At 39.7% G+C, this 15900-nt stretch carries 13 protein-coding genes; 5 read left to right on the top strand and 8 right to left on the bottom strand.

Annotated features, from left to right (window positions below):
* The first annotated feature begins 240 nt into the window (after positions 1 to 240).
* On the top strand, positions 241 to 1308 hold the full coding sequence (locus ESA94_RS13925; protein ID WP_129131540.1) for a hypothetical protein: 1068 nt from the start codon (positions 241 to 243) through the stop codon (positions 1306 to 1308).
* A gap of 68 nt (positions 1309 to 1376) precedes the next feature.
* Here the strand turns inward: ESA94_RS13925 and ESA94_RS13920 are convergent, their stop codons facing one another.
* Entirely contained in the window at positions 1377 to 1853 is a 477-nt protein-coding gene (locus ESA94_RS13920) for a hypothetical protein (protein WP_129131539.1), read from the bottom strand.
* 102 nt (positions 1854 to 1955) lie between these two features.
* A complete protein-coding gene (locus ESA94_RS13915; protein ID WP_129131538.1) occupies positions 1956 to 2585 on the bottom strand; it encodes a hypothetical protein in 630 nt (209 codons plus the stop codon).
* Between the two features lie 71 nt (positions 2586 to 2656).
* On the opposite strand from ESA94_RS13915, the gene dinB reads away from it, so the two are divergent.
* Together dinB and ESA94_RS13905 are read left to right on the top strand one after the other, a co-directional pair.
* A complete protein-coding gene (dinB, locus tag ESA94_RS13910) occupies positions 2657 to 3841 on the top strand; it encodes a DNA polymerase IV (RefSeq protein WP_240671059.1) in 1185 nt (394 codons plus the stop codon).
* Positions 3842 to 3945: 104 nt separating this feature from the next.
* Positions 3946 to 4581, top strand: a complete 636-nt coding sequence (locus ESA94_RS13905; protein WP_129131536.1) for a peroxiredoxin — start codon at positions 3946 to 3948, stop codon at positions 4579 to 4581.
* A gap of 119 nt (positions 4582 to 4700) precedes the next feature.
* Here the strand turns inward: ESA94_RS13905 and ESA94_RS13900 are convergent, their stop codons facing one another.
* Both ESA94_RS13900 and ESA94_RS13895 read right to left on the bottom strand, forming a co-directional pair.
* Entirely contained in the window at positions 4701 to 5423 is a 723-nt protein-coding gene (locus ESA94_RS13900) for an RluA family pseudouridine synthase (RefSeq protein WP_129131535.1), read from the bottom strand.
* On the bottom strand, positions 5413 to 6531 hold the full coding sequence (locus ESA94_RS13895; RefSeq protein WP_129131534.1) for a pseudouridine synthase: 1119 nt from the start codon (positions 6529 to 6531) through the stop codon (positions 5413 to 5415). Before ESA94_RS13895 ends, ESA94_RS13900 begins: the two co-directional genes overlap by 11 nt.
* Before the next feature lie 282 nt (positions 6532 to 6813).
* Here ESA94_RS13895 and ESA94_RS13890 point away from each other — a divergent pair, with 282 nt between their 5' ends.
* Together ESA94_RS13890 and ESA94_RS13885 are read left to right on the top strand one after the other, a co-directional pair.
* Positions 6814 to 8055: a 6-bladed beta-propeller gene (locus tag ESA94_RS13890; RefSeq protein WP_129131533.1), complete on the top strand. Its 1242-nt coding sequence runs from the start codon at positions 6814 to 6816 to the stop codon at positions 8053 to 8055.
* On the top strand, positions 8052 to 10949 hold the full coding sequence (locus ESA94_RS13885; RefSeq protein ID WP_129131532.1) for an outer membrane beta-barrel protein: 2898 nt from the start codon (positions 8052 to 8054) through the stop codon (positions 10947 to 10949). Before ESA94_RS13890 ends, ESA94_RS13885 begins: the two co-directional genes overlap by 4 nt.
* 72 nt (positions 10950 to 11021) lie before the next feature.
* Here ESA94_RS13885 and ESA94_RS13880 read toward each other — a convergent pair whose 3' ends face one another.
* From ESA94_RS13880 to ESA94_RS13865, 4 genes are all read right to left on the bottom strand, one after another.
* Positions 11022 to 13409, bottom strand: a complete 2388-nt coding sequence (locus ESA94_RS13880) for a PQQ-dependent sugar dehydrogenase (protein ID WP_129131531.1) — start codon at positions 13407 to 13409, stop codon at positions 11022 to 11024.
* A 211-nt stretch (positions 13410 to 13620) separates the two neighbouring features.
* Entirely contained in the window at positions 13621 to 14676 is a 1056-nt protein-coding gene (rlmN, locus tag ESA94_RS13875; protein ID WP_129131530.1) for a 23S rRNA (adenine(2503)-C(2))-methyltransferase RlmN, read from the bottom strand.
* Between the two features lie 107 nt (positions 14677 to 14783).
* Positions 14784 to 15305: a hypothetical protein gene (locus tag ESA94_RS13870; RefSeq protein WP_129131529.1), complete on the bottom strand. Its 522-nt coding sequence runs from the start codon at positions 15303 to 15305 to the stop codon at positions 14784 to 14786.
* A gap of 83 nt (positions 15306 to 15388) precedes the next feature.
* Positions 15389 to 15883 (bottom strand): hypothetical protein, encoded by a 495-nt coding sequence (locus ESA94_RS13865; RefSeq protein ID WP_129131528.1) that lies wholly within the window; start codon positions 15881 to 15883, stop codon positions 15389 to 15391.
* Between the last annotated feature and the right edge of the window lie 17 nt (positions 15884 to 15900).

Below are 15900 nucleotides of genomic sequence, written 5' to 3'. Positions count from 1 at the left end.
AAAAACATAATGTAAAAAGAAAGCTGATAGTGTTGTTGTTCCTGTAGTGTGCGACGCAACAACTGGTTCATAGTTATTCAACACCCCGTTACCCCAATAAACTCTCTTTAAGCCCATTCTAAATCAATGACTTAGAAATAATCTGAAAATTTCTTTCCCAAACAGGGTAACAAACTTTTCCTGCTGCTGATATACTTCCAAACAACAAACAAAACAACTCAAACAATTAAAACTCATTTTATGAAACAGTCAATCATCTCAACCGTAGCAATTGCAGCAGCCATCAGTTTTACTGCTTGTAAAAAAGATCGTGGCACATATGTAGTGCCACATGTGTTCGAACAAAAAGTAAAAACCTTTTTCGATGCCAATGCACCCAAGTATGAAGCGTTTACCATCGATGCATCAACAGGTGGTAACCTCATCACCAGCAAGGGCACAAAGATCAATTTTCCTGCAAATGCCTTCAAAAAATCAAACGGACAACTTGTAACAGGTAGCGTTACGGTACAGGTAAAAGATATGTACCAGGCAGCTGATATGTTGCTGGCCAATCGCCCTACAGAAGCAAGCGGCAACATGCTCATCTCTTATGGTGAAATGACCGTGAAAGCAAACCAGGGTGCTGATGAATTACAATTGAATGCTCCTGCGCAGGTAGTGGTTCCTGCTGCTCCCAAAGCCGGTGCCAATGGTCAACAGATCCGTGAAATACCAATGTGGCGTGGCGATAGTGCAGTCACCTATACCATCAATGGACATGATCATGAGAATACATCTGTCAGTCTTTCGCAAACAGGTTATGTACCACGTGGTGTTAACTGGGAACAGAATGGCAACTTCGCTGTGAACAATAACAATGGTACTTCTTCTTTCAATCTGGATAGTCTTGGTGTATGGCGTAACTGTGATGCATTGATGAGTGATCCACGTCCGAAAACAACTGTGCTGGGTTATTTCAGCAACCAATGGAATTCGGCAACAAGCACAAGTTATATGGGTGGTGAGCCAAGCATGCTGTTCTTTAAAGTAAAACAACAAAACACACTGGTGAAATTGTACAACAAAATTGTGAACGCACCTGCAGGTAAAGATGGTTTGTTAAGTTACCAGAACAGTTTCCCTATCGGTATCGAAGGTACATTCCTTGCCATCACATTTAAAGACAATAAAATTTATGCAGAAATGCAGGATGTAACAGTAGGTGCGCCTGCTAGTGGTAAAACATATTATGGTGTAACCTTTAACCTTACTGAAGTAACCGAAGCCCAATTGCTTGCCCTGATTCAACAATTAAATACCAAATAAGGTCCGTTGTTCATCCGTCGAAAACATCTGTACTGTGAAACGACCCCGACTGTAACGTCGGGGTTTGTTTATTTGAAATCACTTCTTAAAAAATCAGCCAACAATTTCATACGGAAATAAAGATTGCTGATCATGAGTTGCACATTGTTCTTTACATCTGCAATAGAGCCATTGCTCATTTTCTTCAATGTTTTCAGCTCTACAATTTTTTCATCGATCTTGTCAATGAGTCGTTCTGCATTCCAGCCGATATAACGTTTATTACGATCGTCGTACACATGATAGGGTTCAATAGTCCCGGCCTTTAATTTTTTAAACGCAAAGTTTTGTTTGATGGCTTCTTGGATAGCGTCGTTGCTGAGCAGATCAATGATCTTATCAGCCGATACTTCGTTCAGAAAACCATTTTTGAAAACATTAAGATTATTGCGGAGTTCCATGAGTACCTGTTTCTTCAGTACATCACTTGTTTTGCTTTGCTTGTGCAAAAAGGAGATAAGGTTGTCTAATGGTGCAATGCCGCTTTTAAGCCAATCGAGGTTCATGAAATAAAAATAACGGTTCAGGATTTAATCTGCAACCTAAATTGGGCGCATAAAAAAAGCTCCCGATCAAAGGAGCTTTAAAGACAGGAAAAAATCAATTTGTTATTGTTTTTCGAGTACAATATTCACATCTGTACTTTGCGTAACCTTTAGTGTAATACCATTCTGTGTAATTACCTGCGGTATACTTGTTTTCATAATAAAGGTAAGACGATTACCTTCCAGTTTGTATTTACAGCCTACACCTGTTACTGCAGGAGCAGTACTACCTGGTGCTGAAGGGCCGCTTAAAGCTCCTGTTTCAAAGTAAATAGAATCTGTACCGATCAATTTGTATTTGCTTTCGCTGTTTGAAGGAGGCATGGGCATGCTTATATCCGATGAATCTTCAAATTGTACAACATTGTTTTCGAGTTGGCGAAGAATTAACTTGCCATTATAATCATAACCTACACCAACGCCTTTAAATATTGTGCCGCTGATGTTATAAACTCCAACAGGGTTACTGGAAGCATAGCGTAGGATGATTTCAGCCTTCGATTCTATACCTGAATTATTCTCTACAGTAGAAGTACTGGTTATGCCGGAAGTAGAAATAAATTTCCAGTTACCTTGAATGCTGCCTGTGCCGGAACCGTTTGATCCATTGGCACTAAACGATTTTTCTTTTGAACAGGATGCAGCTACAAACGCAATTGCAAAAAGTGCAGCAACTATTTTTGGAGATTTCATTAAGTAAAAGTTTGCGCAATACTACTCATTTTTTTCAATGTTGTACCTTGCTGTTTAATAAGCGTGTTGATTTGGCGAATAAACGTATCATAGCACATTTTGATCTCGATACATTCTTTGTATCAGTTGAACGGTTGAACGATCCTTCACTCGTTGGTAAACCTGTTATTGTAGGTGGAACAAGAGAGCGGGGTGTGGTAAGCACCTGCAGTTACGAAACACGTGTGTTTGGTGTACACAGTGGCATGCCCATGGCGCAGGCGATGAAACTTTGTCCGCAGGCAATTGTGTTGCAGGGAACGAGAGGCGATTACAGTCGCTATTCACGTTGGGTAACAGATATTATTGCAGCAAAAGCGCCTTTGTTTCAGAAAGCATCCATTGATGAGTTTTATATTGACCTAACAGGTATGGATCGTTTCTTTGATCCGGTACAATGGACCATCGATCTGCGGCAGGAAATTATTGATGCCACACAGTTGCCTATTTCGTTTGCAATGGCATCGAACAAACTGGTGGCAAAAATCGGAACAGACTTAGCCAAGCCCAACAATTATATAGTTATTGAACACGGAAAGGAAAAAGAATTTCTTGCCCCGTTGCGTGTAAATAAAATTCCGGGTATTGGCGAGAAAGCCTATCATACATTACTCGACCTCGGTATTGAAACCATTGGCGATCTGCAGAATGTAAATCCTGTAATGCTTGAACAACAACTGGGCAAACATGGCAGAGACCTATGGCAACGGGCACACGGCATCAGCTTCAGCGAGGTGGCAGCTTACCACGAATCGAAATCAATTTCCAGCGAAAATACTTTTCACGAAAACAGAAGCGATATTCCTTTTCTTGAAGCAGAGATCGTTCGCTTAACTGAAAAAATTGCACATGAACTAAGGCAGGAAAATAAAATGGCCGGTTGTGTTTCCGTCAAGATACGTTATCCAAATTTTGAAACACAACAGCGGCAGGCATCAGTTCCCTATACATTTTATGATGATGAGCTGATCTATAATGCCAAACAATTGTTTCATCAATTGTATAAAAAAGGGCAACCTGTTCGTTTGCTCGGCGTTAAATTAAGTGAGTTAACAGAAGAAGCAGCTCAAACAAATCTTTTCCAGGATGTACAAAAGAAAAATGAACTGTACAAGGCAATTGACAATGTAAAAGAACGCTTTGGAAAAGCCTTACTCACCAAAGGCCGCAATGCTAAACGCAAAGATGAAAGCAATGAGTTACCCGATGTTTCCTAACTGATGTTTGTAGGGAAAATTTTTTGTACATAAAGTCTATTCATTAGGTAGGGAATACATATCTTTACGGCCTTAACAATTATTCACTATTAAATCTGTTTAACATGAGTTTACGTTTAGGCGATGTAGCGCCAAATTTTAAAGCAAAGACCTCCATTGGTGAAATTGATTTTTATGAGTTCCTGGGCGATAGCTGGGGCGTGTTGTTTTCGCACCCTGCAGATTATACGCCTGTATGTACAACCGAGCTTGGTAAAACTGCATTGTTGAAAAGCGAGTTTGAAAAGCGTGGCGTAAAAGTATTAGCGTTGAGTGTAGATGCTGTTGAAAGCCACAAAAGCTGGATCAACGACATTAACGAAACACAACATACCAGTGTTGAGTTCCCCATCATTGCTGATGAAGACAGAACGGTTGCCGGTTTGTACGACATGATTCATCCGAATGCAAACGAAACATTAACTGTTCGTTCATTGTTTATCATCGGCCCCGATAAAAAAGTAAAACTGTACATCACTTATCCTGCTTCAACAGGACGTAACTTTACCGAAGTATTGCGTGTAATTGATTCATTACAGTTATCTGCTCAATACACAGTTGCAACACCTGCTGATTGGAAAGATGGTGATGATGTGATTGTTGCCAACTCTGTAACAACAGAAGCGGCAGTTGCTAAATTTCCAAAAGGAGTGAAGATTGTAAAGCCTTACCTCCGCTATACACCCCAACCAAACAAGTAAGTAAGTTTCCTATTGGTTATACTCTGCTGTGCAAAAGCCCCTTAACGGGGCTTTTTTATTATTGGTAGTAAGACTTTCTTCTTTTGCTTGAAGCTAATTAGCTAAAAGCATGCAGCTGTTTATTTAATCCATTTCTCGAACTGCTGCAACATTGCTTTCAGGTCTTTTGATACTGGTGCTTCCAGCTCTTTCGTTGTACCATCTACATCGGTAAACTTCAGTTTCCATGCATGCAATGCAAGTCTGTTCATCAACGGACGTTCTTCTTCATCTGCTTTCGACAGTTTGAATTTTTTCCGTTTGAGAGAAGACAATAAAACAGGTACAGTTGTTCCATAAATATCATCGCAAACAATCGGGTGGCCAATGTGCTTCATGTGTACACGTATCTGGTGTGTACGACCCGTATGTATCTGAAACTGCACCCAGCTGTAAGAGCCATATTCGTGCAGCACTTTGTAATCGGTTAACGAAGCCTTTCCTTTAGCATGCGTTACGTATGTAGATTTTTTTACCGAATGCTCCATAATGGCTGCATCAATGCTGCCCTCTTCCTGCACCGGCGTGCCATGTACAAGACCGAGGTAAAATTTTTCTACTTCACGTTCTTCAAATTGTTTTGAAAGCAACTTGTGCGTTGCTTCATCTTTTGCAAAAACAATTAAGCCACTTGTAAATTTATCCAGGCGATGAACGATCCATACTTTACCGTATTTCTCATTCAGCCAATCTTTCAACGAAGGTTCGCTTTGTTCCCTGTCGGGTATGGAAAGAAGCCCGGAAGGTTTGTTCAAAGCGATCCAGTGTTCTGTTTCAGCAATAATATCAATCTTATTCCTCATCTCTGTTCTTGCCTTTTTTTTCTTCTTTCTTTTTTACAAACGATTTGTTCAGGAACTTGAGTAAACGCACTTCTTTTTCATTAAGGTAACGCCATCTGCCACGATCAACATTCTTCTTGGTAAGGTTGGCGAACAATACACGATCAAGTCCTTTTACATCGTAACCCAAATGTTCAAACATACGGCGCACAATGCGGTTACGTCCGCTATGAATTTCAATGCCAACAATTTTTTTATTTTTCGGATCGGCATAGCCCAATGCATCTGGTGCAATAAACCCATCTTCCAGCGTAAGCCCGTTCATCATTTTTTCAAAATCGCCTTTTTCCAACGGACGATCCAGTGTTACTTCGTACACTTTCTTTACCTGGAAACTTGGATGCGATAGTTTCTGTGTAAGCTCTCCGTCGTTGGTGAGTAACAGTACACCGGTTGTATTTCTGTCTAAACGTCCAACAGGATAAATGCGGTTGGTTGAAACGCCTCTCATCAGATCCATAATGGTTTTTCTTCCCTGCGGATCATCAGACGTAGTAATATAATCTTTGGGTTTATTAAGCAGGATGTACACCAGTTCTTTCTGAATGGCAATTTTTTTGCCGTTTACAATTACAGCGTCGTTATCCTGAATTTTATGACCGGGCTCGGTAACAACCGTTCCATTTACTTTTACTTTCTCTGCTTTAATTAATTCAACAGCATCTCTTCGGCTGCAAACACCGCAATGAGCAATGTATTTGTTCAGCGGCATTTCTGCATCGCTTTTTTCTTTTCTGAAAGTGATAGGTTCCGGTGCTTTTTCTGCTTTGAAGCGGGTGTCTTCTTTTACTGTTTTTTTAACCTGTTTTGCGGGAGCTTCTTTTTCAAATCGGCTTGGCCGCTTGTTGCCCGTTTCTGGTTTCTCGTTTCTGGTTTCAAATCCTTTGCCTCTTGGTTCTTGTTTCTTGAACCTTGTGTCCTGCGGTCTTAATTTTTTTTCTTCTGCTTTTTTCTTTTCGAAGTAGGCATTCTTTTCTTCACGTGCCTTTTTCTTTTCCTGGCGGAATTCTTCTTTGATCTGGGCATTGGTTTTACGCCCGGTAAATTTTCCAAAATTGCTTTTTGCCATGCTTGTATGTTTTGCTGTTTTGCAACAGGATGAGGCGCAAAGGTAACTTAAATGGACAAGGGCAGAAAATTGCCCTTGATTACTTAGAAAATGAAGAAAAGATATGCGCTTTTAAAACAATGAGGCCGTTAAAATACCAGTTGTTAGTTGTCGGCTTTTTCAAGTGCTGAAATTTTTAGCACGGCCAAACGTTTACATAACCGTTCAACCATTGCATAAACCATAGGTGCATTTCGAAAATTATCTTGCAAGTATTCTTTAAACAAATCGTCAAACTGGACTATGAGAAATGTTTTTGCTGCCTTACTCCTTTTTATTGCCCAACTGTCAGCAGCTCAACCTGCACAAACACTTTATTTCGATCCGGCTTCTGCTATTGGAGCACCCGTTTCCCGTTTATTCGAAAGTGTAACCTACATTCCTCTCGAAACAACCAGGCAAAGTCTTTTCGGACAGATCAGCCAACTGGTGGTAACAACACAGTATTTTATTGTTTTTGATTTTGATACGCAGGCCCTTTACTTCTTCGATAAAACAGGAAAGTTTGTAAAGAGGTATAAAGATGATAAATACACAATTGCAGCATTGCAATGGATGCAGAAGGAAAATGCACTGTATATTCTGCAGGCAAACAAATCGTATCGGTTAACCGAGCAGGAACGAGACGAACTGGTACATGCACCGCTTTCGAAAAGTGCATCGAAGTATGGGAGAGCAGTGCTCTATAATCTTAACAACATCGAAAAAGAGCAGATAAGCGAAGTGCCGGACTTGGGAATTTTTATGGCAAATCCGGTTTTGCTTTCGCCCGGCCAATGGGTTTACAGTTCGGTTATGAGTTACAGCGATGCAAAAGACACTTTAGATTATGAATTAAAAATATCAAACGGTCAAAAAACGATCGGTTCATACTTTCCATACAGTAAAAGAAAAGCAACATACTTAGGCGAACCTGCAAATATTGAATTTTTCAGTACGGGTAAACCAAATACATTGCTCTTTACACGACCTTACTATAATTCGGTTTATCAATTAACTCCCGATAGTGTTACAGTATTGTACAATTTTGTTTTGCCATTTGAAAACACAGTACCTAAAACATTTTTTACAAAAGAATTTTCATCACGCAACGAGTTGAGAGAGTACAAGCAAACAAACCCTGGTTTTGCGTGGCGAATAAATGGATTGATTCCATTCAATAACTTTTTATTTTTTGCGCTGGACTATCAGAAAAGAGACCGTCGTTTCATTTTCGACAAAAGCACGAACCGCTTTTACAATATGAACAAAGTATCGGCCGATAGTACAAATGCCTATCTGCCTGTTATGGGCTGGAATATTCAGTACTACGATAATGCGGCTTTGTACAGCAGTATTTCGTCCGATGCAATGTTCCGTTCACGAGATGCAGAAAAACATCGCAACCCGGTATACAGCGAATTACTTACAAGCTATTTTGATAAGAGTAAATCAACTTCAAATCCCGTTATCATCATCTTGAAACCTATCATCAAAAACAAATGAAACTAAAACCAGCAACCCTTTTATTACTGCTTTTACCCACATTCATTTTTGCACAACAAAAAACAGAAACTCCTGCAGGCTCAATAGTTGGTGTGGTGAAGGACTCGGCCAACGATTACGGATTAGAAGCCGTAACTGTGCTGTTGTATAAAAAAAGCGATTCATCATTGCTCAATTACCAACTTACAAATACTGCCGGAGAATTTAATTTTCAGCAGGTGCCTTTAAATGTTCCCATCATTGTTAGTCTTACGTTTTCAGGCTTCAAATCGTTTTCAAAAATTATTACACTGGATAGTTTAAAGCCTGCGTATAATTTCAATACCATAAAACTTAATACAAATTTTAAAGCACTTGATGAGGTTGTGATTACAGCCGTAGTGCCTATACGTATGAATGGTGACACGTTGGAAATTAATCCTGCTGCATTTAAACTCGATTCAAATGCAGTTGTGGAGGATATGTTGCGGAAAGTGCCCGGTATTACTTTGTGGGGCGATGGTACCGTAACAGTAAACGGAAAGAAAGTTACCAATGTGTATGTTGATGGGAAGCCCTTCTTTGGTAACGATCCTGCTATTGCAACACAAAACCTTCCGAAAAATGCCATTGAAAAAATTCAGGTATATACCGAAGAAGACCGAACGAAGAGTGCTGCTGAACGTACCGCTGCCGATTCGTTGCTTACCATGAACATTAAACTGAAAGCTGATAAGAAAAAAGGATACTTCGGAAAAGGCAGTGCAGGCATTGGTACCGATAAACGCTTTGAAGCTGATCTTGGTTTGCAGGCATTCAATAAAAAAACAAGGCTTGGCATTGGTGGCGCCATCAATAACATTAATAAGAATGTAGATGATCTGCAGTCGCTGTTGGGCGAAACCACTTTCCGCAGCTTTAATCCACGCAACAGGTATGTGGCAAATTTTGCAGGTCGTGGCGTAAACAAATTTTATTTTCTGGGTGCTAACCTTCAGCATAGTTTTATTGAAACAACCAATAATCAGCGAAGCAACGAACTGGATTTCGATTTAACCGGCAGAGGAACGATCAACTACGTCAATTCTCAATCCGATGCCATTACAAGTGCAGCAGGTAATTCGTTTTACAAATCATCCATCCGTAATTCAACACAGGAAAACGACACCAAAACATTTTCGGTAAGTTATAATAAAAGAGATATTGATAAAGATCTTAACCTTCGTGCATCGGTAAACGACAATGTTGGCTTTGGCAATTCAAACGGAAAAACAGTTACTGAGCGTGAAGGAAAAGGCGTTGTTAGTGAAAGCAACGAATTTTCGGAGTCGGAAACAAAAAGCCGCAGCTTAAGTTTTGGTGGTAACTTTTTAAATAAAGACAGCGATGAACGTAACCTGAAAAGTTTTTCATTGCGGTTTAATGCAAACTATAGCGAAAACGAGAGCATCCGCAAAAGCCTCAGCGATCTTGTGTCTTTTGAAGATCCGGGCCGTAATACTTCATTTAACCGTTTGTACAATACAAACTCAAGCAACTGGAATGGCACAGTTAATGTTACTTACAATGCGTTAAAGCGTCTGCTGTTCGGAAGCAATAATCTCTGGAATATAAATATGCGATTGACCAACAATCTTAATATTGGCCAGTCCGATCTTACATACAATGTGAGCGATTTCGATTCTGTAACTAAGTTTTATGTAGGCAACGCCAAAATCACAAACATTCACCAAAGCAATCGTATAAGCGAAGAGCCCGCACTTAACCTGTCGAAATCTTTTTCAAAACGATTGTCGAACAGATACTTCAGGACTATCACCATTTCCACAAACCTGGGTGGGCAGTTTCTGCGTGAAAAAGATCAATCGAATTTTGCTAATCGAAATCTTACAAGGGATTTTATATTCTTTACGCCTAACTCCAACATCAACTATTATTACCAGAAAGCGAATGGTTATAATGTTAACGCCAGCCTTTCGCACAATATCAACTATTCAATTCCGGGGTTAGACCAGTTGTATCCCATCATCGACAGTGCAAATCTTTATTCGTTCAATTATGGCAATGCTTCTTTAAGCCCGTCGAAGTCAAACACATTTGGCATTAATCTTAATTACGGAAGAGGCGGCAACAGAAATAAAAAAGCCGATATCAATTTCGGCATTAACGGTAATTATGTTACGGTAAGAAATGATGTTGCGGACAGTAGTTTCTATGATAGTCTCGGACGTAAAAATGTTTACCTGATCAATATTGACGGAAGAAGTAACTGGAACATCGGCGGTAACTTTAATACATCTATCCGCTTAAAGAAAAATGTTTTACAGTTTACCTATAATGGATCGATCAATAACAGCAGATCGCCCAACTATATCGATAATATATTTTCAACTTCACGCATTCAGAATATAAACAATTCATTGCGTGTTTATTTTGCTGTGGGTGAAATTGTAAACTTCTCCGTATCGCAGGGCATTAATATGAGCAACAGTATTCAAACAGGTGCCAATCTGCGATCGTTTAAAAACAAGAACTACATCACCAGTGCAAATATTAATCTGCAATACCCGAAAGATTTTACATTGAGTAACACACTTAATTATGTAAAGAACACAACAACCAACCAAACCTCTGCACTGTGGAATGCATTCCTCAGCTACCGCTTCTTAAAAAGCAAGCAGCTGGAAGCAAAATTTTCTGCAATGGATATTCTGCGTCAGAACAAAAACATTTCAATCGGTTCCAGCAACAATACCATCACTACAACTGTTACAAACGGGCTGCAGCAATTTTACATGCTTACCGTTGCGTTTTACCCACGTAAGTTTGGCGGAGGTCAAGGCGGTGGTCGCCGTACAGGAACAGGAACTCCCGGTGGAAATTTTGGAGGCCAGGGCGGAAGACCAAGATTTTAATTTAAAAAGTATCGAAAGCAATAATAAAAAAAGCGACTCCAATTGGAGTCGCTTTTTTTATTACTGCTCAGTTTATTTTCTGATTACAAGTTTTTCGGTATGGAGTATAGATCCTGTTGCATTTGTAATGCGGAGAATATACATTCCGTTCGGAACTTCCCGTGTATCTATTCTGGTTGCAGTTCCATTGGTGAGCTGTTGTTTAACGGTTCTTCCATTCATATCGAAGAGAGTTACCATTCTTCCCGCTTCTGCAGCATAGTTGTACACCACAATAAAATTGGTAGCAGGGTTAGGATAAATATCAATTGTATTATCCTTTTTATCTGCAGGCAATGTGTTTTGGATAGTAGTTGGCCCTGTTTGTACATATTGACGCATAGAACCTGGCACATAAGTAAACTCTAAAATACTTCCGGGGTTTGCAGGTGTTGTTGTTACATTGCCTGTTGGGCCTGATGTTGACCCGCTTGAATCGCAGGCAACATAAATTTTTAAACCATCGGGGCTTACAGCAACATCACGATAGCGACCCATGCCACGGAAATAGTTGATGGTGTCAGAAATAATCTGCAAACCATCGTTACTTAATTTGTAGCGTGCAATAACACCGCCTTTTAAAGTTGCAACCAATAAAGAGTTTTGCCAACCCGGAATTGAAGTGCTGCCATAAAAATCGGTACCCGAAGGACCAATTGAAGGCCACAACATATTATCGCCACCGGTAGGAGGATTTGATGAAGGGAAGATTGAACGTAATGGCTCTTTTGCATTTAAGGTTGTGCAATTGGTTTGCTCATTTACAACATCAAAGCCACCAATATTACGTCCGTTATAGTTGCCGTCGCAATAACCGGAAACCTGTGGCCAGCCATAGTTACGTCCCGACTCAATAATATTGATCTCATCGTCGCTATACGGTCCATGTTCCGAGCTGTAAAGAATAGATGTACCATTTACATTACCCCAAACCAAACCTTGAGCATTGCGATGACCGAATGAAAATACTGCAGTTGGTTGACCGCCGCTTGTAAACGGATTGTCTGCAGGAATCCATGAACCGCTTTCTAATTCTGTATTAAAGCGAAGAATTTTTCCTTCATAAACAGAAAGGTTTTGCGAGTTGTTGGTACGGCTGATATTATCAAACTGGCCTGCACCCATATCACCAATCGTAAAATATAATTTAGTATCCGGACCAACTGCTAAACGACAAGAGTTATGATCGTTACTGCCGGGAATATTTTCCAGAATGGTTACAGGATCAATAAGTGTTTGTGTAAACGCATCGTAGCTGTAACGTTCAACACGTATTCTGCGCACTGTATTGCTTAACGATTGATAAGTGTATGCAATGTATACAAATGGTTTACCTGTTAAAAATTCGGGATGTAATGCCAAGCCCATTAATCCATCTTGTCCGCTTACACGAACCATTTTACTGCCCAGCGTTAATACAACTCTTTTTGTTCCGGTTGATGGATTAACAAAACTTACCGTACCTGCAAAACGTTCGGTGTACCAAAGGTTATCGTCGGGGCCATACAGCAGATCGTGTGGCATACGCTGCCTTGCAATAACAGTACGCATATTAAACGATTCGGTGGCAACAGTTACAGGCAATGTGGTAACCGGAAACTCAGCACTTACCGATTCGTTACCTGCAGCATCTTTTGCACGAACCGTCATATTATAAGTTGTGTTAGGTGCAAGCCCTGTTACACTGTACGATGGAGCAATTAAAGTTGTGCTGTTAAGCTTTACACCGTTACGGTAAACATCGTAACCGGTAACAGCTATATTATCTACTGATGGAAGCCATGCAAGTACATACGAACTTGTGGTAATGAAGTTTGCGGCAAGGCCAGAAGGAACTGAAGGTGCTTCGATATCTGAAACAAGATCTCTGGATAAACTTGAGCCTGGAATAACTTCCGATGGAGCAGAAGAGCTTTGTCCCGGCTTAGACCATCCAACAGCCAGGTTATCGTTGCCTGTTGATTCTTTCATCAATGCTTCAACATAATATTTAATACCGGCCACCAACGGAATAGCAACAGATTTCTGACTAGTTGATGCATTCCATTGTCTTGCCTTTGTTGCCTTTGATGTATAAGCAATACGTACTTTGTTAACTGAAAACGACGTTGTACTTAACCAGAGTTCACCTGCATTATCTGCAGCAACCCAGAAATAATAAGTACCTGTTACAGGAGGGCAGATATAACCATAAATACGAACACCAATATTGTTCCCAATATTACTTGGCGCTTCAAACAAATTAACGCTTCCTGTTACAGAGGGATTGTTGGGGTAGTTTGCATTTGATGTGAGGTTGCTCACATTTCCCCCGGTAATATTATTCCATTGTTGATAGTTGATACTTCCTGTACCTGTGCATTGCGAGTGAAGAGTATTGATTGCAACCAGGCACACGAATGAAAGCAGTAGTTGTTTCATTTTAGTGAATTTGGGTTTATGTTTATCAAAGGAAGGATTTTTTTTGCAAACAGCTACACAGGTTTATTACTTCGTAAAAGTATCATTTCAATTATTCAGTTAATAGTTGCAAACAATTGTAAGTTGTTTGTGCAAAATGATAATTCTTTAATAACAAAAGGCATTTGATCATGTACCAAATGCCTTTTGCTTTTATGAAAACAAAGTTGATTTATATCTGCCCTTCTTTATTGGCTAATTGTCCGCAAGCCGCATCAATATCTTTACCACGGCTTCTTCTTAAACGTGCATTTACACGATTCTTTTCAAGATAGGCCATAAACTTATCCGTTACAACTTCATCCGGTTTCTGAAACTTCGCCATGTCAATTGGATTGTACTCAATAATATTGATAAGGTCGGCAGGAACCTGGCGATAGATTTTAATCAGCTCATCTGCATCCTTTAGCGAATCGTTGAAATCCTTAAACAAAATGTATTCGAAGGTTATTTCATTACCCGTTTTCTTATAGAAATAATTCAGTGCTTCAATCAGCGACTTAATATCGTTGCTGTCGTTAATGGGCATTATCTCGTGGCGCTTCTCATCATTCGCCGCATGTAAACTCAAGGCCAGTTTAAAACGCACTTCATCATCGCCCAGTTGTTTTATTTGTTTGGCAACACCTGCGGTTGATACAGTAATGCGGCGTGGGCTCATACCCAATCCATCGGGTGATGTAATTTTTTCAATCGCCTTCAATACATTTCTATAGTTGAGCAAGGGTTCGCCCATACCCATAAAAACAATATTGGTGAGCTTTTTTTCATACACTCGTTCACTTTGCTGGTTAATGAGTACTACCTCATCATAGATCTCATCGTAATTCAGGTTACGCTTCCGATCAATATAGCCGGTGGCACAAAACTTACAGCTGAGTGAGCAGCCGATTTGAGAAGATACACATGCTGTTTTACGATCGTCGGTAGGAATCAACACCCCCTCAACCAAATGCCCTTCATGTGTGCGGAATCTCGATTTTACGGTACCATCTGCAGAGTATTGGGTTGCATCAACAGCCAGTGCAGGTAAAGTAAATGAGTCACCTAATTTTTGACGGAGCTCTTTACTAAGATTGGTCATATCGGCAAAACTGTGTGCATGCTTTTGCCAAAGCCATTCGTACACCTGTTTTGCTCTGAATTTCTTTTCGCCAATGCTTTCGAAGTAATCTGTGATTTCTTCAAGACTTAAGTGGCGTATATTTCGCTCGTTCGCTACTGCCATAGCGGCAAAGGTACAACCCGGAAACGGATTAGGTTACGAAACAAGCAATATTGTACAAAAAGAAAGCCTTCCGGTTAAAGAAGGCTTCAAAATGAATAAGTTATTATTTACAGCAGACCGGCTTTTACTTTAAACTTAATATCGGCACGAATATCTACTGCTTGTGTAAGCGTTTCCTTCGTTATTACTCTTGTACGTAATTTATAACTGCTTGCTTTTACGTATCTGGCAAGATCTTGTGTTGTTGTAGTTAGGCTTATGCTTTGCGACGTTGAGGCAATATTATCGAGACTAGCCAATAATATTTCGTTGCTGCTGTTGGTAGAGATATACACTTCAACAGATTTTAAAAAGCTGAATGTTTTTGAAGTTGGACTGGTAATGCTGAGTTTTAATTCTTCCAGTTTTATTTCTTTAATAAGATTAGCCGCAGTGTTGTTATTGCCAAATTGCTGCGATGAATTTGTGGTAACATCCGGTGTGCCCATTTCAAAAGGCAGGTTAATAGGAGATGAACTTTCTACCCGGAAATTTGTTTGATTGGCAATGGAAAAATTTACACCTAATTTTTTACATCCTGTTAATGCAACTACACATATAAAAAAGGAGAGAACAATATTTGTTTTCATTTGATAATAGATTTTGTACAGTAAAGATAAAAAAAAGCTGTTACGGAATGTACGTAACAGCCTGATTTAAAGATTTACACTTATTACTGTTTTGCGGAAGATGCTATTGTTTTCCAAAACCTGCTGCCAAGGAAAAATGTTTTACCGTCCTCTTTGTACTGTATTAATAACTGATAACTTCTGTACCCACGAGGAAACATTTTTCCATCTGGCGAAGCATTTTTATCGGTTATCAGTTCTAATACTTTGTGTTCGGTTTTGGGAACAAGTGTTTCTGTTGCTGATTTGCCGGAAAGACTTACACCTGCATCAATGATAACAGGGCTTGTTATTTCTCCTGTTTTAAATTGAACAGCTTCGCCATTTATCCAAACTTGTTCTACTTCAATTTGTCTGTTTTGTTTTACTAACAGGTAGATGTAGTTCCGGTAAACAGTTTTATCTTTTTTATCGAAAGTGGAATTTACTCCGCTGGTTATTTTTTGCCTGTAAGCATAAAGTTTCGCTACAGGATAATTGACAGAACCTGTGAATGAACTCAAAACCAGTAGTAGCAATAAGCCCGAAACGTATTTCATGCTTTTATTGTTTGTAT

The sequence above is a fragment of the Lacibacter luteus genome, assembly GCF_004118265.1.
Taxonomy (GTDB): Bacteria; Bacteroidota; Bacteroidia; order Chitinophagales; family Chitinophagaceae; genus Lacibacter; species Lacibacter luteus.
Note: the sequence above shows the minus strand (reverse complement) of the source record. Positions and strands in the feature narration are given on the sequence as shown.